20 protein-coding genes are annotated in these 21635 nt (G+C 61.2%); 9 read left to right on the forward strand and 11 right to left on the reverse strand.

The window, feature by feature from the left end; genetic code table 11:
• Positions 1-12 precede the first annotated feature (12 nt).
• Genes U0L91_RS10495 through hflX form a run of 5 tightly spaced genes read left to right on the forward strand, consistent with a single transcriptional unit; the run spans position 13 to position 5698 of the window.
• Entirely contained in the window at positions 13-954 is a 942-nt protein-coding gene (locus tag U0L91_RS10495; protein WP_330046759.1) for a hypothetical protein, read from the forward strand.
• Positions 955-965: 11 nt separating this feature from the next.
• Complete coding sequence (locus U0L91_RS10500) at positions 966-2282, forward strand: surface carbohydrate biosynthesis protein (RefSeq protein WP_330046761.1); 1317 nt, start codon at positions 966-968, stop codon at positions 2280-2282.
• A 13-nt stretch (positions 2283-2295) separates the two neighbouring features.
• Positions 2296-3750 carry a lipopolysaccharide biosynthesis protein gene (locus U0L91_RS10505; RefSeq protein WP_330046763.1) on the forward strand — a complete coding sequence of 485 codons (1455 nt, stop codon included), beginning with the start codon at positions 2296-2298 and terminating at the stop codon, positions 3748-3750.
• A gap of 52 nt (positions 3751-3802) precedes the next feature.
• Entirely contained in the window at positions 3803-4393 is a 591-nt protein-coding gene (locus U0L91_RS10510; protein ID WP_330046765.1) for a GNAT family N-acetyltransferase, read from the forward strand.
• A gap of 3 nt (positions 4394-4396) precedes the next feature.
• The gene (gene hflX, locus U0L91_RS10515) at positions 4397-5698 is read left to right on the forward strand and encodes a GTPase HflX (protein WP_330046767.1); all 1302 of its coding nucleotides are present in this window, start codon (positions 4397-4399) and stop codon (positions 5696-5698) included.
• Positions 5699-5783: 85 nt separating this feature from the next.
• On the opposite strand, the gene U0L91_RS10520 is transcribed toward hflX, so the two are convergent.
• Both U0L91_RS10520 and U0L91_RS10525 read right to left on the reverse strand, forming a co-directional pair.
• Positions 5784-8030 carry a hydratase gene (locus U0L91_RS10520; protein WP_330046768.1) on the reverse strand — a complete coding sequence of 749 codons (2247 nt, stop codon included), beginning with the start codon at positions 8028-8030 and terminating at the stop codon, positions 5784-5786.
• A gap of 16 nt (positions 8031-8046) precedes the next feature.
• Positions 8047-9039 (reverse strand): isocitrate/isopropylmalate dehydrogenase family protein, encoded by a 993-nt coding sequence (locus U0L91_RS10525; RefSeq protein WP_330046770.1) that lies wholly within the window; start codon positions 9037-9039, stop codon positions 8047-8049.
• 336 nt (positions 9040-9375) lie between these two features.
• On the opposite strand from U0L91_RS10525, the gene U0L91_RS10530 reads away from it, so the two are divergent.
• Complete coding sequence (locus U0L91_RS10530) at positions 9376-10749, forward strand: citrate synthase (RefSeq protein WP_330046772.1); 1374 nt, start codon at positions 9376-9378, stop codon at positions 10747-10749.
• Between the two features lie 45 nt (positions 10750-10794).
• On the opposite strand, the gene U0L91_RS10535 is transcribed toward U0L91_RS10530, so the two are convergent.
• On the reverse strand, positions 10795-11739 hold the full coding sequence (locus U0L91_RS10535) for an AEC family transporter (protein ID WP_330046774.1): 945 nt from the start codon (positions 11737-11739) through the stop codon (positions 10795-10797).
• A 320-nt stretch (positions 11740-12059) separates the two neighbouring features.
• On the opposite strand from U0L91_RS10535, the gene U0L91_RS10540 reads away from it, so the two are divergent.
• The 3 genes from U0L91_RS10540 (at position 12060) to U0L91_RS10550 (ending at position 14165) form a co-directional block, all read left to right on the forward strand.
• Entirely contained in the window at positions 12060-13388 is a 1329-nt protein-coding gene (locus U0L91_RS10540; RefSeq protein ID WP_330046776.1) for a uracil-xanthine permease family protein, read from the forward strand.
• A gap of 12 nt (positions 13389-13400) precedes the next feature.
• Entirely contained in the window at positions 13401-13760 is a 360-nt protein-coding gene (locus U0L91_RS10545; protein ID WP_330046778.1) for a hypothetical protein, read from the forward strand.
• A 150-nt stretch (positions 13761-13910) separates the two neighbouring features.
• Positions 13911-14165 (forward strand): IreB family regulatory phosphoprotein, encoded by a 255-nt coding sequence (locus U0L91_RS10550; RefSeq protein ID WP_330046780.1) that lies wholly within the window; start codon positions 13911-13913, stop codon positions 14163-14165.
• A gap of 99 nt (positions 14166-14264) precedes the next feature.
• Here the strand turns inward: U0L91_RS10550 and U0L91_RS10555 are convergent, their stop codons facing one another.
• From U0L91_RS10555 to rpsK, 8 genes are all read right to left on the reverse strand, one after another.
• Positions 14265-15524 carry a methionine gamma-lyase family protein gene (locus tag U0L91_RS10555; protein ID WP_330046782.1) on the reverse strand — a complete coding sequence of 420 codons (1260 nt, stop codon included), beginning with the start codon at positions 15522-15524 and terminating at the stop codon, positions 14265-14267.
• 33 nt (positions 15525-15557) lie between these two features.
• Complete coding sequence (locus U0L91_RS10560) at positions 15558-16307, reverse strand: GNAT family N-acetyltransferase (protein ID WP_330046784.1); 750 nt, start codon at positions 16305-16307, stop codon at positions 15558-15560.
• Entirely contained in the window at positions 16304-17722 is a 1419-nt protein-coding gene (gene murD / locus U0L91_RS10565; RefSeq protein ID WP_330046786.1) for a UDP-N-acetylmuramoyl-L-alanine--D-glutamate ligase, read from the reverse strand. The genes U0L91_RS10560 and murD overlap by 4 nt, the downstream gene beginning before the upstream one ends.
• A 101-nt stretch (positions 17723-17823) precedes the next feature.
• Entirely contained in the window at positions 17824-18993 is a 1170-nt protein-coding gene (locus tag U0L91_RS10570; protein ID WP_330046788.1) for a ribose-phosphate pyrophosphokinase, read from the reverse strand.
• 354 nt (positions 18994-19347) lie between these two features.
• Positions 19348-19689, reverse strand: a complete 342-nt coding sequence (rplQ, locus tag U0L91_RS10575; RefSeq protein ID WP_330046790.1) for a 50S ribosomal protein L17 — start codon at positions 19687-19689, stop codon at positions 19348-19350.
• A 21-nt stretch (positions 19690-19710) separates the two neighbouring features.
• A complete protein-coding gene (locus tag U0L91_RS10580) occupies positions 19711-20670 on the reverse strand; it encodes a DNA-directed RNA polymerase subunit alpha (protein WP_330046792.1) in 960 nt (319 codons plus the stop codon).
• 75 nt (positions 20671-20745) lie between these two features.
• Positions 20746-21348 carry a 30S ribosomal protein S4 gene (gene rpsD, locus U0L91_RS10585; protein WP_330046794.1) on the reverse strand — a complete coding sequence of 201 codons (603 nt, stop codon included), beginning with the start codon at positions 21346-21348 and terminating at the stop codon, positions 20746-20748.
• A gap of 20 nt (positions 21349-21368) precedes the next feature.
• A partial coding sequence (rpsK, locus tag U0L91_RS10590) for a 30S ribosomal protein S11 (RefSeq protein ID WP_330046796.1) occupies positions 21369-21635 on the reverse strand: 267 nt, incomplete at its 5' end.

Raw genomic sequence — 21635 nt, forward strand, 5'->3', positions numbered from 1 at the left:
CGGTGCCCAACCATGAAAAACATTGTACGGAAACTGGCGCTGCTCTTCATCCCGGTGTATCTGTGGCTTGCCTTCTTTGTGGCCTTTGAGCCGAACAACTATTTCGGGCTCAAATCCTCCACGACCTCCAGCCAGCCGGTGGCCCGGGTCCGCGCCTATGAGCAGGACCCCGGCGAAAACCTCATCATCGGGGACAGCCGTCTGGCCCACCTGGACGGGGACCTGATCGAATCGGTGTCGGGCAGTGCGTGGCAGAACCTGGCATTCGGCGGCGCTTCGCTGCGGGAGAGCATTGATCTGGCCAACTATGTGCTGGATTCCGGCAACCCGGTTTCCCGGATTCTCTTTGAGCTGTCCTTCTACACGCTGAACACCCACTATGACACCGATCGTTTTTCGGTGCTGGAGGAGACGCTGCGCAATCCCGTGGCCTACTGCCTGAACCTGGAATACAACGTCAACGCCCTGACGGTTTTCATGGACACCGTCAAGGGCACGCCGGACACCATCGAATCCGGCGACTGGACCGAGGCCGACCATCTTGACGCGGACGGCAACCCGATTCCGCTGCACCGGAAACTCTATGAGTATCCGGCCATCATCACGCCCAAGTGCGAGAACTGGAGTTTCAACACCGAGGAGTGGGAGCGGTTCCTGCAGCTGGCCGGGCGCTGCGCCGAGGAGGGCGTGGAGCTGATTGTGGTGCTGCCGCCGATGGCGGACAATGTGCGCACCGAGGTCTGCGATGTCTACGGCATCACTGAAACGATGCAGGACGAAGTATTGCCCGCACTGCACCGCCAGGAGTTTGCCGTGCTGGACTATGAATGGAGCGAGAACTGCATCACCGACGATGACACGCAGTTCTTTGACGGTTTCCATCTGGATGAGAAATACGGACTGCCCGACTGGACCCGGGAACTGTTCGGGGACATCGGCAGCCTTGCATCGTGAGGGTTTGAACATTGGATTTTCTGATACTGTATGAACATACCGTGCGGGAGTACGAGAGCGACCTGCTGCTCAAGCTGGAACTGGAACGCCGCGGCTATTCGGTCGAGATCCGCCAGCTGCTGGACCCCAAACATCTGCGCCTGTTCGGGCGGGACAAGCCCGAGGTACTGGTGGCCAGCTGCATGTATGACAACGAGGCCATCAACAGCCATGTCTACAACAACATCGGCCGCTGCAACAAGATCGTCAACCTGCACTGGGAACAGATGCTCTCCGACACGCAGGAGGAGGGCGACTGGTTCAACATGAACGGCAACGCCAAACGCTGCATCCAGACCTGCTGGGGCAAGCGCACAGCCCGGCGTCTGCAGGAGCACGGCATGGACCCCAAGAACACGCCGGTGACCGGTGCCGTCATGATGGATTTTCTGCGCCCCGAATTCAAGGGGTATTTCAAGGACAAGGCCGCCCTGTGCCGGGAATTCGGTCTGGCCCCCGAAAAACAGCTGCATCTGTACATCTCGAGTTTCGGTTACGCAAGCATGTCGGATGCCGAGGTGGCGGAGCTGTCCCGGATGGCCGGAACGGATTTTTCGGGCTTTGCCCGGACCAACCGCATCTCGATGCAGCAGACGCTGGACTGGTTTGACCGGTATCTCGCGGACCATCCCGAGGTGGAACTGGTCTACCGCCGCCATCCCAGCGAGTGGAACAGTCCCGCGCTGGAACAGCTGGCCGCCCGCCGGCCCAACTTCCATGTGATCTTTGCCGACTCGGTCAAGCAGTGGATTGTGGCGGCGGATTCCATCTCGATCTGGATGAGCACCGCCATTGCGGAGGTCTACATGGCCGGCAAGAGCTGCCATATCCTGCGCCCGGTGCCCATCGAGCACGAATATGACCCCGTGATCTACAAGGGCGCCCGGTATGTGACGGACTACGAGGGCTTTGTCGCCGCGATGGCACACCCCAATCCGCCCTTCCCCATTGCCCGCGAGGTGATCGAGGGCTACTTTGACCCCTCCGACCGGCCCGCCTATCTGCGGATGGCGGATCTGCTCGAGGATGTCTACCGCAACCCGCCCCGGGATGAACCGATGGGAGAGGGTTTCAAGCCCCATTTCAACGTGCTGAAATTTGTGGCGCTGGCCGGGGTCCATGCGTTGTACCGGCATCACTGGGAACCGCGGAAGGTGTTCGCCTTCTGTCCCCCGCTGGCGGATTTTGCCCAGCGGATCTACGGTTATGTGGACAAGGCTTACATCTCCCCCGAGGAGGTCAAACGCATGACGGAGCGCATTCGTCCGTTCGTCCGTTCAGCTGAATAAAAAGGAGCGTGCCATGCCGGACCATAAGAAGGAAAGCTTTGTGGGCAATGTGATGAAATACTCCATTGCCACCTATCTGGGCTTCATCATTTCGGGCCTGGCCCTGATCATCAAGGGGGTACTGCCGTCCGAAAGCTACGCCGTGCCCGCCTCGTTCATGGCGTACACGATGTCGCTGATGAATGTGGGCATGCTCGGGCTGGACCAGAGTCTGCTCCGCTTTTACCGGGAGCCGCCCGCCGGCACCACGGGGCGGGAGATGTTCACCGCCTGTACCAGGCTTTCGGTGCTGGTCATGATCGTGGTGGGCGGCATCGGCTCGGTCTTTTTCTCAGGACCGCTGGCCAGGGCCTTCGGTCTCGGCGCGGACGGCGGGTCGCTGGTTCCCTTCCTGTTCCTCAACGCCGCGCTGTATATGTTGGTGCGGTACCTGAACGTACTGCTCCGGCTCGAGAACAACGTCCGCGCCTACACGACCGAGACGCTCTGGATGCAGGCGTGTCTGAACCTGATCTATCTGCTGCCCGGCTTTTTCACCCACGACGCCCGCGTCTTTGTCCTCGGCGCCGTGATGAGCTTTGCGGGCGTGGCGGCCTTCTACTGGCGGCGCGCCATGAAGGCACAGCCTGCCGATGCCCGGCCGGCTCACCGCCTTCCCGCCCTGACCATCTATCGCTCCGCCCTGCCCTACGGCATCGTGCTGGCGCCGGCTGCCATCCTGATTCCGCTGTATCAGGCCATCTGTCTGTCCTTCCTGGCTTCCTACACCACCAAGGCCGAGCAGGGGTCCTTTGTCTTTGCCTACACGCTCGCCCAGCTGGTCACAACGGTGCAGGCGGGATTTTCCACCTACTGGGGGCCGTATGTCTACGCCAACTACCGCACCGAACAGGAGCGCATCGGCCGCGTGCATGATCTGCTGAATTTCCTCATTTTCGGGTTCTTCTGTCTGCTCATCATGTTTGAGGACATCATCTTTGTGATCTTCCCCAGCAAATCCGCCTGTCTGTCCTATTTTCCGCTGATGATGCTCGCGGTGGTGTTTGCCATCCTCTGCGAGGGCACCGTCTACGGCAACACCATCGCCCGGCGGCCCTACCACGATACCATCGGCACCGCGGTGGGCGTTGCGGCGGATCTCGCGTTCTGCTCGGTCCTGGTCCCGCAGTACGGGTCGCTGGGTGCAGCGGCGGCACTGGTCGCGGCCAACGCCTCGATGTTTTTGTACCGCACGGTCACCGGCCAGTATTACTACCGCACGGTGCCCAGTTACAGCCGGACGGTCTGCGGTTTCCTGCTGGCTCTGGCGGCGGCCGCCGTCGGTGTGCTGTTCGCCCGGCAGTTTGTGGTCAAATTCCTGCTGACCGGCGCCATTCTGTTTGTCTACTGCAACCTGTACCGTGTCCAGCTCTCCAAGCTGTGGCAGCTCGGGATGGGTATTCTGCGCAAACTGTTGCATAAATCCTAATAGACTGCGGCATTTACGGAAAGGTCTGAATCGCATGAAGCATTGCGGCACCATGGAACTTGTGACACAGCGTCTGGTTCTCCGGCGGCTGACATCCGATGACTGTGATATGATGTTCGGCAACTGGGCCGGGGACCCCGCCGTGACGGAATACCTGCGGTGGGACGCACACCGTGACTGGATCGTCACCATGGAATATCTGAATGAGATTGTCAAACAATATGCCCGGCCGGATTTTTACGACTGGGGCATCTGCGACCGTTCCACCGGCGTGCTGATGGGCAGCATCAGCATCACCCCGGCAGAGCGGTGTGAACGGGAACAACCCTACATCTGGAAAAATGTCAAGACCGAGCTGCTGGGTGAGATGTGGCAGATCGGCTATGTGCTGGGCCGGAAATGGTGGGGCCAGGGCCTGGCGACGGAGGCTGCCGCCGCTGTGCGGGATTACTGGTTCGGCACGGTGGGGGCACCCTGGCTGGCGGGATTTCATGCCTCCCGCAATGTGGCCAGCAGCCGCGTCCTGGCCAAGACCGGATTTCACTACGACCACGACACGGTCACCCACCGCTTTGACGGCACCGAGGTTCCCAGCCTGGCCTGGTATCTGCTGAACCCCGGCACCGTACCGCAGAAGGAGTAAACAATGGAAGAAATCACGCTGGATTTTCCCCTTTCGGAGGCCCCCGCCGGGCAAAAGACGCTCCGCGACGATCAGCCGCCGGTGCGCACGGTACTGCTGGCGCTGGACCAGGGCCGGTTTGACGCGCAGCGGAGTCTGGACGAGCTGGCAGCCCTGGCCGAGGCCAACGGCATGGAAGTTGTGGCGACGGTGACCCAGAAGCGCAGCACGCCGGAAGCGGCCACCATGCTGGGCGAAGGCAAGGTCGAGGAGGCCCGCCTGGTCTGTCTGAACACCGACGCCGAGGCCGCCGTATTTGACGGCGAGCTGACCGGCAGCCAGATCCGCAACCTGAGTTCCGCCCTGGGTGTGGAGGTACTGGACCGCACGATGCTGATTCTGGAGATTTTCCGTGCCCGGGCCACGACCAACGAAGGCAAGCTGCAGACCGAGCTGGCGACGCTGCGTTACCGGATGCCGCGTCTGCAGGGTCTGGGCGAAGTGCTGAGCCGCCAGGGCGGCGGCGGTGGCGGTGGCGGCGGCGCCCGCCGCGGTGCCGGCGAGACCAAGCTGGAGCTGGACCGGCGGTATCTGCGCAGCCGCATCGAGAAGCTCGAAGAGCGCCTGCGGGAGCTGCAGAAACGCCGCGAGGAGACCCGCCGTGCCCGGCGCAAGAACGGCGTTCCGGTGATTGCCCTGGTCGGCTACACCAACGTGGGCAAGAGCAGCCTGACCAACGCGCTGTGCGGGGCGGAGATTTTTGAGGCCAACATGCTGTTTGCAACGCTGGACCCCACGGCCCGCAAGCTGACGCTGCCCAGCGGGCTGCAGGTTATTCTGATCGACACGGTCGGCTTTGTGAGCCGGCTGCCCCATGATCTGGTGGACGCCTTCAAGAGCACGCTGGAGGAAGCCGCCTGTGCCGACATCATCGTCAAGGTGGCCGATGCCAGCGACAGCGAGGCCGCCGAGCAGCTGAGCGTAACCGATGATGTGCTGAACAGTCTGGGCTGCAGCGACATTCCCCAGATTGTGGTGTACAACAAATGCGACCGCACCGGGGTGGCCCCCTATGACCCCGATGTTCTGCTGGTCAGCGCCAAAACGGGGTTCGGTCTGGACACACTGTGTGCCCGGCTGGATGAGATTCTGGCGCATCGGGTGCGCACCGTGGAGGTGCTGCTGCCCTATGACAAACTTTCCCTGGCCGATGTGTTCCGCACACGCGGCAGCGTACTGGCCGAGGAATACCGCAGCGACGGCGTCTATTACAAGGCGACCGTCAAGGTGGAGGATCTCCATCTGGTGGAGCCCTATCTGCTCTGACCGGGTCGTTTTCATACCAAGAATACAAAAAAACAGCTTCGGTTCCGGGATTCCGGTTCCGAAGCTGTTTTTTATGGTCGCAGCATCAGCTGTGTTTGTAATAGTTGATCAGGCAGCCGTCCGCCAGAATCTGGCGTTCCGCATCGGTCAGGGCACCCAGCCGCACCGTGAAGGCGGTGACGGTGCCGTCCGGCTTGACGGCCACGGCGGGCATGGTGTCGGCGGCCTCGAGCAGTGCACGGCGCACACCGGGCAGGAAGACGTAATCCCCCACCGCAAACACCGAGGGGGCCTCCACCAGGAAGGGCAGCATGCCCCAGTTGATGCAGTTGGAGCGGTAGCGCTTGGTGGCGTACTCCCGTGCAAAGTTGGCCGCGCCGCCCAGCACACGCTGGCAGCTGGCGGCCTGCTCACGGGCCGAACCGTCGCCGGGCTTGTTGGCAAAGATTGCCGAACCGATGTTGGTCGCCGCCGCGTCCGCGGTATAGCCCGCAGCCTGCAGCGCCGCATAGACCTTGCGGATTTCCTCGGGCATCTGGCCGTTCAGGCGCTCGCCGTCCAGGGCCTTGACCGCCTTGGCCGCCGGGACATAGCCGGGGTCCTTGCGGGAGAGCGTGAATTCGGCCAGGCGCAGCGGATTGGAGCGGAAGGAGGAAGTCTCACCGGAAGGAATCAGCTCGTCCGTCGTCGTGACGGGGTCGGTGATATAGCTGACCAGCTTGACCAGCAGATCCTCGCTGAGGGAGGGCTGCTCGGGCCAGTCCTTGATGTTGGGGCCGAAGCGCAGTTCACATTCCGGCTCGGGTTTGCCCCAGCCGTCGTACACGCGCTTGTCGTAGACGCCCTGCTCATAGTGGTAGGCCGGGCAGACAAAGTCCTCGGTGCAGACCTCGCTGGCCGCCGTGAGGACGCCACCGTTGGCCGCCGTGGCGGCGATGGAACGGGCATCCATCAGGGCTACGCCGGCAATCTGTCCCTCGCCGGGCTTGGAGCCTTCGCGGTTCGGGAAGTTGCGGGTGGTGTGGCGGATGCTGAATTCGCCGTTGGCCGGGGTATCGCCCGCGCCGAAGCAGGGGCCGCAGAAGCATTCCCGGAAGATGCCGCCCGCCGACACGATATCGGCCACCGCACCGTTGCGGACCAGTTCCAGATAGGTGGGCATGCTGTCGGGATAGGCGCTGAACTTGAACTCGCCGTTGCCGCAGCTCTTGCCGCGCAGGATGCTGGCCACGGCGCAGAGGTTTTCAAACGTGCCGCCCGCGCAGCCCGCCACAATGCCCTGATCCACCACGATGCTGCCGTCGGGGCGCACCTTGCTGACCAGGTCCATCCGGACCTTGCCGTTGAGCTGCTCATTGGCACGGGTCTCGATCTCATGGAGCAGATCCCGGGCGTTCGCCTTGAGTTCCCGGATCGGGTAGGCATAGCTCGGGTGCATCGGCAAGGCGATCATGCATTCCACGGTGGACAGATCCAGCTCGATGCAGCCGTCGTAGTAGGCCACGTCGGCGGGTTTGAGTTCCTTGTATGCCTCGGGACGGCCATGGCCGGCCAGATACTCCTCGGTGACGCTGTCGGTCTGCCAGATGCTGGACCAGCAGGTGGTCTCGGTAGTCATGCAGTCAATGCCGTTGCGGCAGTCCGCCGACAGGTTCGCCACGCCGGGGCCCACAAACTCCATGACCTTGTTCTTCACATAGCCGTTGGCGTAGGTCGCACCGACCAGTGCCAGCGCAACGTCATGGGGGCCGACGCCGGGGTTCAGTCTGCCGGTCAGGTAGACGCAGACCACCCCCGGATAGGCCATGTCGTAGGTGCGTCCGACCAGCTGCTTGGCCAGCTCGCCGCCGCCTTCACCCACCGCCAGCGTGCCCAGCGCACCGTAGCGGGTATGGGAATCCGAACCGAGAATCATCCGGCCGCAGCCGGCCATCCGCTCACGGTTGTAGCTGTGGATGACCGCCATGCTCGGCGGAACATAGATGCCGCCGTATTTGTGCGCCGCCGAGAGGGCAAACTGATGGTCGTCCTCATTGATGGTGCCGCCCACCGCGCACAGCGTGTTGTGGCAGTTGGTCATGACATAGGGCAGCGGGAACTTCTCCATGCCGGAGGCGCGCGCCGTCTGGATGATGCCCACATAGGTGATGTCGTGGGATGTCATGGAATCAAACTTGATGCGCAGGTCCTTCATGTCCGGGGCCGTGTTGTGGGCCTTGAGGATGCCGTAGGCGATGGTGCCGCGGCGGGCCTCCTCCTGCGTCACATGGGCGGGCGCGGTATCGGTGAGCTTGCCGTTGACAAGATACACACCGGAATCATGCAATTTCATTGGGGTCCTCCCTTTCTTACAGACGTGCGGCCACCGCGTCGGTGAATTCCGTGGTGGAAGCCGTGCCGCCGATGTCGGCGGTGACCAGCTTGCCTTCCGCTACCTGGGCCTGGATTGCGGCGTTGAGCCGGGCGGCCTTGTCGGTCATGCCCAGATCGTTGAGCATCATCGCAAACGCCATCAGGATGGCCGAGGGGTTGGCACGGTTCTGGCCGGCAATATCGGGGGCCGAGCCGTGGACGGCCTCATAGATGCGGGCGCCGTCGCCGATGTTGGCGGAGGGAGCAAAGCCCAGACCGCCCACCAGACCGGCGCACAGATCGCTGATGATGTCGCCGTACAGGTTGGGCGCCACCAGCACGTCAAACTGTTCGGGCGCCTGGACCAGCTTCATGCACAGCGCGTCGATGATGCAGTCGTTCGCCTCGATGGTCGGGTACTGCTTGGCCACCTCGCGGAAGGTGGAGAGGAACAGACCGTCGGTCAGCTTCATGATGTTGGCTTTGTGCACCGCCGTGACCTTCTTGCGGCCGTTGGCCAGGGCATACTCAAAGGCAAAGCGGCAGATCCGCTCGCTGGCCGGGCGGGTGATGAGCTTGACGCCGTTGGCGATGTCGTCGTTGAGCATGTATTCAATGCCCTTATAAAGGTCCTCGGTGTTCTCCCGCACGATGACCAGGTCTACCTTATCAAACCGGGTGGGCACACCGGGCAGCGTGCGGACCGGGCGCAGGTTGGCATAGGTGGAGAAACGCTGGCGCAGCTGCACATTGATGCTGCGGAAGCCCTTGCCGATGGGCGTTGCCGTGGGTCCCTTGAGGGCCCAGCCGCACCGCTCGATGGCGTCCAGCGTGCCGGGTTCGAGCAGTTCGCCGTGCTCGGCCGCATATTCGGCGCCGGCCTGGAATTCCTGCCATTCGATGCCGGTGGAGAGAACTTCGGAGATTTTGCGCACGCTCTGTGCGATTTCCCGGCCGATACCGTCGCCGGGGATCAAAACAGCCTGCATGATGGTTGCCCCTTTCCTGCTTGTATCAAAAAAGTTTGTTTGTATAGTTCAACAGTTTGAGTATACCCATTTTGTGCGCCCTTGTCAACGAAATTCTTTTAAGTTGTAGGCGTATAGTCGCCCAAAAAACTTAATAAAATAAAGATCCCACAGAGGATAAAACATCTTAATTTAAGATTCAGGCTTGACGGAACGGAAAAAATACTATAGAATTTAGACATTCAGTACTTTAACTTAGCAAAGCGGCCTGTCCCGGGCCCTGGCGGGCAGCAGGCAGACAGGCAACACAAGACGGAAGGCTGCGGTCTTTCCCGACGGAAACAGGAGGCGGAAAGTATGTATTATCCCGATGTGCCGGCGCTCGATCCGGAAGATATTGAACTGCTCTGCAAAGAGTATATTGCACACAACGAGCACCTTGACCCCCATGTGGCAGACCGCCTGGGTGTCAAGCGCGGCCTGCGCAATCCCGACGGCACCGGTGTGCTGGCGGGCATCACCAATGTTTCCAGCGTCATCGGCTATGAGAAGATGGCGGAAGGTACCATCCGGCCCATTCCTGGGCGGCTGGTTTACCGCGGCATTGACATTGACACGCTGGCCGAGGAAGCCGACCGCTCCGACCGGTTCATGTTCGAGGAGGTCGTGTGGCTGCTGCTGTTCGGCTCCCTGCCCACGCGGGATCAGTATGCCCGGTTCTGCAAGCTGCTGGATGAGCACCGGGAACTGCCCCACGGCTTTGCGGACGACATGATCATGAACTCCCCTTCCCCCAACATCATGAACAAGATGGCGCGCAGCGTGCTCTCGATGTACAGCTACGATGAGCACGCCGACGACCTGAGCCTGCCCAACATCCTGACCCAGAGCATCAACCTGATTGCCGAGATGCCCACCATGATGGTCAATGCCTACCAGATCAAGCGCCGCGTGTATGACCGGGACAGCATGTATTTCCATCTGCCCATCGCGGGACAGAGCACCGCGGAGCACATCCTGAGCACCTACCGCGCCGACCAGAAGTTCACCCACGAGGAAGCGCGGCTGCTGGACCTCTGCCTGCTCGTTCATGCCGACCACGGCGGCGGCAACTGCTCGACCTTCACCACCCGTGTGCTGTCCAGCTCGGGCACCGACACCTATGCCGCCATCTCGGCGGCCATCGGCGCCCTCAAGGGCCCCAAGCACGGCGGCGCCAACCTGAAGGTCATGCACCAGCTGGACTACATCCTGGCCAATGTGCAGCGGCCCGATGACGACGATGAGGTGCGGGAGTTCCTGCGCAAGATCCTGCGCAAGGAAGCCGGCGACGGCAGCGGTCTGATCTACGGCATGGGCCACGCCGTGTACACGCTGAGCGATCCCCGCGCCCAGATTCTCAAAGAGCACGCGCGTCATCTCGCCTATGACAAGGGCTATGACGAGGAATACGAGATGCTGTGCAGCATTGAGCGTCTGGCGCCCCAGGTCTTTGCCGAGGAGAAACACGGTCCCAAAAAGGTCTGTGCCAACGTGGACCTGTTCAGTGGCCTGATCTACCGGATGCTGGGCATCAGCGAGGACCTGTACACGCCGCTCTTCGCGATTGCCCGTGTGCCGGGCTGGTGCGCGCATCGTGTGGAGGAAGTGGAGTACGCCAACCGCATCATCCGGCCGGCCTACAAATATCTGGGCGACGAGCAGCCCTATATCCCGCTCGATCAGCGGTAATGCAAAAAGCGCCTTCCCGGCCGGGAAGGCGCTTTTTTTCGGAATTCAGACAATGTAGCCGCCGCTGCGCAGCAGGAAGATCCAGCCCGTCACCGTCAGGGCCGAAAGAAGGGTCGTGGCCGCGACAGTGCTGGCCGTCAGGACGCCCTCATGCCCCATATTGCGGGCCATGACGTAGGCGCTGGGGGTGGTGGGGCTGCCCAGCATGATGAGCAGGGCGACGAGCTGCTGGTCCCGGAATCCGATCCGGATGGCAAGCGGCAGGAAGATGCCGGTCAGGATCACGAGCTTGCAGGCCGAGGCCGCCAGCGTGGGGGCCAGCTTCTGGATGGCGCGGGTGCCCTCGAAGGCAGCGCCGATGGAGAGCAGTGCCAGCGGCGTGGTCAGCCCCGAGAGGCTGGTCAGCGTTTTCTGCACGAGGGTGGGCAGCCGGAAGGGCAGCAGGCTGTACAGGGTGCCGAACACGATGCCCAGCAGAATGGGGTTGGACAGCACCCGGCGCAGCAGGTCACCGAGCCGGATTTTGCCCTGCTGGGCGGGGCTTTCCAGCGTCAGGATGACGACCGCAAAGATGTTGAAGAGCGGCACGCTGCCCAGGATCATCAGCGGCGCCATGCCGGAGGTGCCGTACATATTCTGAATGAAAGCCACGCCCAGAATGGCGGCACTGCTGCGGTAGGATGCCTGCACGAACTCGCCGGTCAGGGAACGGTCCGGCAGGAACCGCCGGGCCAGTGCCCAGATCACAAGAATGGCCACCGCGGTGGCAGCCGCACAGTACAGCACAAACCGCCAGTCAAAGTCGTGGGTCAGATCGACCGACCCCATGTCACAGAAAAGCATGACGGGCAGTGTGACCCGGAACACCAGCTTGTCCGCCGTGTCACAGAAAGAGCGGGGCAGAAAACCGATCTGCCCGAGTCCCCATCCCACGACCATCAGCAGAAAAATCGGCAGTGTGGAATTCAGGCTGAATATCAGATTGTCCATCTTAAGGATCTCCCCTTTCCCCGTCGGCGGAATACCGACGGGATTCAGTATAGCACATTCCCGCCGGGTTTTCCATCCTGCAATGGCCGGCGGGCAGGAAGTTCTTGCCGCGGCTTGCATCCCGGGCGGTTTTCTGCTATAATAATTTGAAGTATGATGGGGAGGTATGGGAAATGCTGTTGCGGATGAATCCTGCGTTTGCCCTTCTCCTGCTGTTTCTATTCGGAAAAAAGAGGCATTGCCGGACATTGCGGTAGTGCCTCTTTTTTTGGGGAATCCTTCCCCATATACCAAAGGAAAAATAGAGGAGGATGTTTCACATGAGTGAGAAAGTCGATTACTCCAAGGGCATTTACGATGCCCGGCAGCTGGGCAAGCCCCGGATGCTGATTCTGGGCGCGCAGCACATGTTCGCCATGTTCGGTGCCACCGTTCTGGTGCCGCTGCTGACCGGTCTGAGCGTCTCCACCACCCTGCTGTGTGCCGGTCTGGGCACGCTGCTCTTCCACCTGCTGACCAAGGGCAAGGTTCCTGCCTTCCTGGGTTCCAGCTTTGCGTATCTGGGCGGTTTTGCCATTGTCAACAACAACGGCGCCAACCCTGAAAACCTGCCCTACGCCTGCGCGGCGGTCGCCTTCTCGGGCCTGCTGTATGTCGTGGTCAGCCTGCTGATCTCCACCTTCGGCATCCGCCGCATCATGCGGTACTTCCCGCCCGTGGTCACCGGCCCCATCATCATCGCCATCGGCCTGATCCTGGCCCCGTCCGCCATCAGCAACTGCGAGACCAACTGGCTGCTCGCCTTCGTGGCGCTCGCCGTGGTCATCATCTGCAACATCTGGGGCAAGGGCATGGTCAAGATCCTGCCCATCCTGCTGGGCGTCCTGGTCAGCTATGTGGTTGCCCTGATCACCGGCGCCGTGGACTTTGCGCCCATCGCCGAGGCCGGCTGGATCGGCTTCCCCGTCCACAAGGATGCCATGGGCCTGTTTGCGATTGACGGCAGCGAGAAGTTCATCAGCGCCCTGTTCACCATCATGCCCATCGCCATTGCCACGATGATGGAGCACATCGGCGACATTGCCGCCATCAGCGCCACCACCGGCAAGAACTATATCCGTGATCCCGGCCTGAACCGCACGCTGCTGGGCGACGGTCTGGCCACCACCATGGCCGGCCTGCTGGGCGGCCCCGCCAACACCACCTACGGCGAAAACACCGGCGTGCTGGCCCTGACCAAGATCTACGATCCCCTGGTCATCCGCATCGCGGCCGTCTTTGCCTGCATCCTGAGCTTCTGCCCCAAGTTTGAGGCGGTCATCAACACGATTCCCGCCGGCATCATCGGCGGCATCAGCTTCGTGCTGTACGGCATGATCTCCGCCATCGGCGTGCGCAACGTGGTGGAGAATCAGGTGGACTTCACCAACTCCCGCAACCTGATCATCGCCGCCGTCATCCTGGTCTGCGCACTGGGCTTCAACTCGGTGGGCGGCATCACCTTCACGATTGCCGGTGTCTCGGTCACCCTGTCCGGCCTGGCCATCGCCGCGCTTGCCGGCATTCTGCTGAACGCCATCCTGCCCGGCAACGACTATGAGTTCGATTCCACCGAAAACACCGGTGAAAGCGCAAGCCTGCGCGTCTGATAAGGAGCTGTCATGCCGAATTCTCTGACCGCTGCGGATTTTCAGTCTCTCCGGATGCAGTACAAGAACACCCGGACCGAGGAGGAAATTCCCTGCACCATTGAACACAATTTTAAGGACGGACGGATGGTGGATCACTATTTCGTCGTGCCTGCGCCGTCTTTCTGGCAGGATGAGGCGGTGCGCGGACTGGGCACCGTCGAGAACCTGCTGTTTCTGCAGCAGGACGACGGCGCGCCCTGGCACATCCTGCTGCACGAACCCGCGATGGTCCGGGAAGTCACGTTTGAGATGCCGGACGCGGAGTTCCGCAAACTGCTGGATGCCAACCATCTGATTCTGCCCGGAGAACCCGGTTTTGTGATGCCGTAGCCACAAGAAACCTTTTCCATTTGCGAATTTTTTTGGGCATTGTGCGCGTTTTCCCTTGCGAAATGCAAGCAAAGCGTATATAATGTAAATCAGATCTTGAATTGGCTGCTGCGTTATCACAAAGCCTAATTTCAAAAGGGGGTTGTTTTCATGGCGATTTCTGAGCCGACCGCGGTTTTCTCCATCCGGGACGACAAGGACCAGGAGATCAAGCAGGTCGTACAGATCGTATACAGCGCGCTGGAGGAAAAGGGCTATAATCCCGTGAACCAGCTGGTGGGTTACATCCTGTCGGAGGATCCCACCTACATCACGACCTACAAGAATGCCCGCTCGCTGATCCGCCGCATTGACCGCGACGATCTGCTGCAGGCCCTGGTCCGTGATTATGTGCGCAACGCCTGAGTTGTGAACCTGCAAAAGCCCCGGGAAGCGGAAGCTTCCCGGGGCTTTTTGATCTTTCCGCAAAACAGGGTGCCACCCGCGGGCGGCACCCTGCTGTTCTTATGCGAAGAAGGCTTTCTGCACGGCATTGAGGACCGCTGCGCGGCCGGCCGTAAAGTTGACGCCGCCCTGCAGGTAGCAGGTATAGGGCGCACGCATCGGGCCGTCACAGCTGATCTCGATGGTGCTGCCCTCGGTGAAGGAGCCCGAAGCCATGACCACCTGATCGGTGTAGCCGGGTTCCTCGGCGGGTTCCGGCGTGACCAGGCTGTCCACCGGGCTGCAGGCCTGAATGCCCGCACAGAAGCCCTGAAGCGCCTGCGCACTGCCGGAATCGAAGCAGGTCACGATGTCGTTGTGGTCGTCGGTGTAGCGGGGCACCGGATGCACCCCCACCAGCTCGAGCAGACACTGGGCATACACGGCGGTTTTGAGTGCCTCGCATACCACGCCGGGGGCGTAATAAAAGCCCAGGAAAAGGCCCCGCAGGCTCTCCTGCGTGCATCCCAGATCCTTGCCGATGCCGGGCGCCGTGAAGCGGTGGCTGATCTTCTCGACCAGATCGGCCCGGCCCGCGATATAGCCGCCCGTCGGCGTGATGCCGCCGCCGGGATTCTTGATGAAGCTGCCGGCAATGATGTCGGCGCCGACGGCCAGCGGTTCCCGGGTCTGGGTGAACTCGCCGTAGCAGTTGTCCACAAAGATCACGACGTCGGGATTGGCCTCGCGGGCGACGCTGGCGACCTTGCGGATGGTCTCGAGGTCAAAGGCATTGCGCTGGGTATAGCCGCGGCTGCGCTGGATATGGACCACCGTCGCGGTCCTGGCGTGCTCCACAATGGCCGCGTAGTCCGGCGTGTGATCGGGCAGCAGCGGGACCTCATCATACCGGATGCCGTATTCCTGCAGCGTGCCGCAGCCCTTGCCCGCCTCCCCGATGCCGATGACGCCTTCCAGCGTGTCGTAGGGGCGGCCGGTGGCGGCCAGCAGCGTGTCTCCGGTGCGCAGCAGGCCGAACAGGGCCACCGTCAGCGTGTGGGTGCCGCTCATGAACTGCGGGCGCACCAGGGCATCCTCGGCGCCCATGCAGCGGGAGAAAACCTCCTCGAGCTTGTTGCGGCTGTCATCCCAGACACCGTATCCCGTCGAACCGAGGAAATGCCGTGCCTCGACGCCGCAGTCCGTGAAGGCGCGCAGCATCTTGAGCTGGTTGAAATCCCGGATCTCCTCCAATTTTGCAAAGGGTTCCCGGCAGAGTCCCAGCGCTTTCTTGTCCAGTGCCAGAACTTCCGGCTTCAAATCATAAAACTGTTCGATCATGAAAATTCCTGTCCGTATTGAATCTATGAATGTTTACACTTCGTACTGCCAGTAGCAGCCGGTTTCGGCAAATCCCAGCCGGTCGTAGAAACGGCGGCGCTGTTCCTCGCAGAGCAGCACCACCCGCCAGCCCTCGGCCGCGAGTTCGTTGGTCAGTCCGGCAATGAGCCAGCCGCCGATGCCGCGTCCCCGCAGCTGCTGGACGGTCTCCCCCATTGCCAGATAGGCTTCCCCGTTGGCCATGGCATAGGCGCCGACGGTGCTGACCATCCGCCCGTCGCCATCGCGGAGCGCCGTCAGGCGCACCATTCCGCGCGAGAGGGCGGCACAGGTCTCGGAATAGAAGTGGTCGGCCCGCTCGGGGCGGTCCGAAAAGAGTTCCTCCGCGATCTCCCGCACCCGGGGTTCCCGGTCCTCCGCGAGGCCGGCGGGAGGCTGTGCCAGCGGCAGTCTGCCCCCGGCCGGCACCTCCCGGATAAAGAGGGTACGGCGGAGAATCCAGTCGTCCCCGGAGGGCTGCTCCGAGACCGTCAGGCAGCGGACCCCGACAAAGCGGAGAAACTCCCGGAGTTCCTCCCAGTCCCGGGGATGGCCGCAGAGCTGCGCCACCGTTCCGCCCACCGAGAGGGCCGCATCGGGCAGCACAAAGAGCTTGGTGGGGGCGCCGGGATTGTCCGCCCAGAGGGCCAGATCCCGCGCCATCAGGGACTGAAAATACGGTTTGCCGACAATGGCCTCGGAAAACATCCGGCGGCGGTCATCGGTATCCGCTGCGTGGATCATTGTGCGCTCTCCCCTTTGGGCTGCAGGCTCATGACAATCCGCTTGTAATCGCGGCCGCGCACCTCAAAGTTCGGGTACAGGTCAAAGGAAGCCGATGCCGGAGAAAGACTGATGACATCGCCGGGCTGTGCGGCGCTCCGGGCCAGCTCCACCGCGTGCTGCATGCTGTCGGCGTGCAGGATGGGCAGGGCCTGGGGGTCAAAGCCCGGGCATTCGCGGACCGCTTTCTCGATGCGGGGACCGGTCGCGCCCATCAGGACCAGCGTCTTGACGTGGGCGATGATCTCGGGAGCCAGCGGCTCGTAGGGAATCTTTTTGTCATAGCCGCCCGCGATCAGGATGATCTTGCGGTCAAAGCTGCGCAGGCCCGCAATCGTGCGGGTGGGGCTGGACGCGATGGAGTCGTTGTAGTAGGTCACGCCGTCCAGGACGCGGACTGGCTCAATGCGGTGTTCCACGCCTGTGAAGGTGCTGCCGACCTGCCGCATGGCTTCCACGGGGACCCGTCCCCAGACAGCCGCGATGGCGGCCAGCAGGTTCTCCACGTTGTGCAGGCCGCGCAGCTTGACCTCGGCGCGGGGCAGAATCGGCGTGACGGTGCCGTTCTCGGCATAGCAGAGCGTGTCGTCCTCGCTGCGCAGGAAGGCGCCGCGGTCGGTATCGTGCAGGCGGGTGAACCAGACCTGTTCGCCCTTGCAGTCAGATGCCATGCCGCGGGTGATGTCGTTCTCGTAGCCGAGGACGGCACGGCAGGGCGGGGTCTGCCACAGCAGGATGTTGCGCTTGGCGTCGATGTATTCCTGCATATCCTTATGATGGTCCAGATGGTTGGGCGTCACGTTGGTGACCACCGCCACCTTGGGGCTGCGGCGCATGCTGATGAGCTGGAAGCTGGACAGCTCCACGACCGCGACATCCTTCTCGGTCACTTCGGGGAGCTGGGGCAGCAGGGCGGCGCCGATGTTGCCGCCCAGGAACACGCGGCGGCCTGCCGCCTCGAACATCTTGGCGATCAGCGTCGTGGTGGTCGTCTTGCCGTCCGAGCCCGTCACGGCGACGATCTCACAGGGGCAGAGCTCAAAGAAGAGTTCCACCTCGCTGGTGACCATCGCACCGGCCATCCGGGCGGCCTGGAGCTCGGGACGGAAATACTCGTAGCCCGGCGTGCGCATGATGATGTCCTGACCGACAAAGCCGTCGGTGTAGTTCTCGCCCAGGCTCAGCCGGACGTGGAGGCGGCGCAGAGTGTCGGCATAGTCGCCGAACTCTTCCAGGCTCTTTTTCTGGTCGCAGAGGGTGATCTGTGCGCCGAGCTCGGCGAACATCGTGATGCAGGGTTTATGGCTGACGCCTGCGCCGATGAACGCCACCTTTTTGCCGGCCACCATTGCTTTGAGTTGATCCATTGGAAGCATTCCGGTTTCCTCCTTCCACACGGTTCCACTGTCTGCGAATTGTCACACTGCAAACAGTTTGCCTGCGGCCGGAAAACCGCAGGCAAATCTACGATGTAATCTTATTCCTGGTTGCCCATAGGAATACCGTGTTTCTCCAGCAGAGCCTGGATCTTGTCCATCGGATCAATGATGCTGGAGACGCTGGTGTCGTGGTTGATGGCCGCGATGAAGTAGGCGGTGTACTTGGAGACGTCCACGTCGTAGTACCATTCCCGCTTGAGCAGTTCGGGCTTGCGGTAGGTCAGGTTGGTGCCCAGGACCGCCTTGATGATGCCGTCCTGATAGGCCTTGTCGAACTTGTCCAGACCGGCGGTGAAGAGCGGGAAGGTCGCGCAGGTGAAGATGTTGTTGGCACCGCGCATCTTGAGCTCATAGGCAATATCCAGCATGGACTCGCCGGAAGCGATGATGTCGTCCGCGATGAAGACATCCTTGCCCTTGACATCCTCGCCGAGGTACTCATGCGCGACGATGGGGTTGCGGCCGTTGACCACGCGGGTGTAGTCGCGGCGCTTGTAGAACATACCCAGGTTGCAGCCCAAAACGCTGGAGTAGTACATATTGCGGTTCATGGCGCCCTCATCGGGAGAGACGACGAGGAAGTGCTCCTTGTCGAAACGCATATCCGGCAGATGGTGCAGCAGGCACTTGAGGACCTGATAGGTGGGCATGACGTTGTCAAAGCTCATCAGGGGCACCGCGTTGACAACGCGCGGGTCATGCGCGTCGAAGGTGATGATGTTCTTGACACCCATCGTGCGCAGCTGCTGCAGAGCGCAGGCGCAGTCCAGGCTCTCCCGGGAGACACGGCGATGCTGACGGCCGCCGTACAGGCTGGGCATGATGACGGTGATGCGGTGTGCGCGGCCGGCCACTGCCTGGATCAGACGGATCAGGTTCTGGAAATGGTCATCGGGGGAAAGATGGTTTTCGTAACCGAACAGATTGTAGGTAACGCTGTAATTGCCCGGGTCCACAAAGATATACAGATCGTCGCCGCGGGTCGAAGCCTTGACCAGTCCCTTGGCGTCGCCGGACTGGAACCGGGGGCAGTCCGACGGAATGATGAAGGTATCCACGTCCATTCCGACTTCACGAGCCCAACGAACGAGATGACCATCCACGAGGTTGCACAGCTCCTCCGCACCCGGGCAGGCAAGAAGTGCCAGGTCGGCGATCGCAGCTTCTTTGGAGAAGAAATCTCTGGGGCCAATAGATTGTCCAGCCATAACAGTTGCTCCTTCATTCTTTTGTTCTACATTCAGGATTGTGACACACTGCCACAATGTTAATTTCATTTTATCACACGAGAACGCCAAAATCAGCTATTATTTTGGCTTTTTTCGGTCTTTGTACCATTTTCCGCGCTTTGCACATGGGGCCCGATTTAATTCCAGTATTTTTCTGTGCTATTTTACAAGAATTTGACGTTTGCCTCAGAGGGGCCGGATATACAGTCCCATAAAGAGTGCTGCGAAGAGTGTGGGCAGCCCGGCGGCGGTTCAGACAGCCCGACAGGTGCAAAAAACGCACAAAAAAAGGCACCCGCCGGAGCGGGTGTCTTACTGCCAGAGTATCTCCGATCAGACCAGTTCGATGATGGCCATGTCGGCGGCGTCGCCGCGGCGGACACCGGTCTTGATGATCCGGGTGTAACCGCCATTGCGGTCAGCGTACTTGGGCGCATAGACGTCCATAACCTTCTTGGCGACATCCTCTTTGGTGATGTAGCTGAAGATCTGGCGCTTGGTGTGCAGATCGCCGCTCTTGCCGAGGGTGACCATCTTTTCGGCCATAGCGCGAACTTCCTTGGCGCGGGTAACGGTGGTCTCGATCTTGCCGTTCTCGAACAGATAAGTGACCATCGCACGCAGCATCGCATTGCGGCTGTCGGTGGCGCGGCCGAGCTTTCTAGTACCGGGCATTCCGTTTCACTCCTTTACAAATCAGTTGTCTTCGTCTTTGGTAAGCGTAAAGCCCAGGCTGTCCAGCTTTGCCATGACTTCCTCAAGGCTCTTGCGGCCAAGGTTGCGCACCTTCATCATGTCATCCTCGCTCTTGTTCACGAGGTCGTCCACGGTGTTGATGCCGGCACGCTTGAGGCAGTTGAAGGAGCGGACGCTCAGGTCCAGCTCTTCAATCGTCATCTCAAGGGCCTTCTCCTTGCCCTTCTCGTCGTTTTCGACCATGATTTCGGTCTCAGCGGCTTCGTCGCAGAGGTTCACAAACAGGTTCAGATGCTCGGTCAGAACGCGGGCAGAGAGGCTCAGGGCCTCCTGGGCGCTGATCGTGCCGTCCGTCCAGACCTCGATGGTCAGCTTGTCATAGTCGGTGATCTGGCCCACACGGGTGTTTTCCACCGTGTAGTTGCACTTGAGCACCGGCGTATAGATGCTGTCCACGGGCAGCGTGCTGATATCGTTCTTCTCAATCAGCGCGAGCTTGTTGCGCTCTGCGGGCACATAGCCGCGGCCTTTGTCAAAGGTCAGTTCCATGACCAGCTTGGCGCCCTCACCCAGGGTGGCGATATGCCATTCGGGGTTCAGGATTTCCAGATCATCGCCCTGCTTGATGGTGCCGGCCGTGACTTCGCACGGGCCGACTGCTTCCACGCGGACGGTCTTGGGACCTTCGCCATAGATCTTGGCGGCAATGCCCTTGAGATTCAGAACGATCTCGGTCACGTCCTCGCGCACGCCCTCGATGACCGAGAACTCATGCACGATGCCGTCAATCTTGACGCTGGTGACTGCCACACCGGGCAGACTGGAGAGCAGCACACGACGCAGGCTGTTGCCCAGCGTGGTGCCGAAGCCGCGCTCGAGCGGCTCAACGACGAACTTACCATAGCGGCCATCCGGCGAAAGGCTGGCCGTCTCGATCTTGGGGCGTTCAATCTCCATCATAAAAACCCTCCTTGATCAGCCTGCGGCCGCAAAAGGCCGCAGGTTTGTAAAAAATAGCGGTACAACAGAGAGATCTTACTTGGAGTACAACTCGACGATGAGGTGTTCCTGAACGTCGAAGTCAAGGTCGCTGCGCTCGGGCAGCTTGGTGACAACGCCCTTCAGGCTGCCGGTCTCGCGGCTCAGCCAGGAAGGCAGAGCGACAACAGCGGCATCGGCGCCGGTCAGCTTGGAGAACTTCTCGATCTTGCGGCTGCCTTCGCAGACCTCGATCACATCGCCGGCCTTCACCTGGTAGGAGGGGATGTTGACTCTCTTGCCATTGACGGTGAAGTGGTTGTGAGAAACGAGCTGACGGGCATCGCGGCGGGTGGAAGCGTAGCCCAGACGGAAGACCACGTTGTCCAGACGGCACTCGAGGAGCTGGAGCAGGTTTTCACCGGTCAGGCCGGGACGGCGCTCGGCTTCCTCGAAGTAGTTGGCGAACTGCTTTTCCAGAACGCCGTAGATGAACTTCAGCTTCTGCTTTTCCTGGAGCTGAGTGGCGTACTCAGACTTCTTCTTGCGGAAGTTGCCGTTGGAGTTACGGGTGGTGTTCTTCTTGGCATAGCCCATGACTGCAGGAGAAATGCCGAGAGCCTTGCAACGCTTTGCGATCGGCTGAGTGTTCTTTGCCATAATTCAGTTTCCTCCTTCAATCAAATACGGCGGCGCTTGGGCGGGCGGCAGCCGTTGTGGGGGATCGGGGTGACGTCGCGGATCATGGTGACCTCCAGGCCAGTGGACTGCAGGGCACGGATCGCGCTCTCACGTCCGGAACCCGGACCCTTGACGAAGACCTCGACGGTCTTCATGCCGTGCTCCATCGCAGCCTTGGCGGCGACTTCGGCGGCAGACTGAGCAGCGTAAGGAGTGCTCTTGCGGGAGCCGCGGAAATTCAGAGCGCCCGTGCTGCACCAGGAAAC

Origin of the sequence: Gemmiger sp., from assembly GCF_036306485.1 — a bacterium.
Taxonomy (GTDB): Bacteria; Bacillota; Clostridia; order Oscillospirales; family Ruminococcaceae; genus Gemmiger.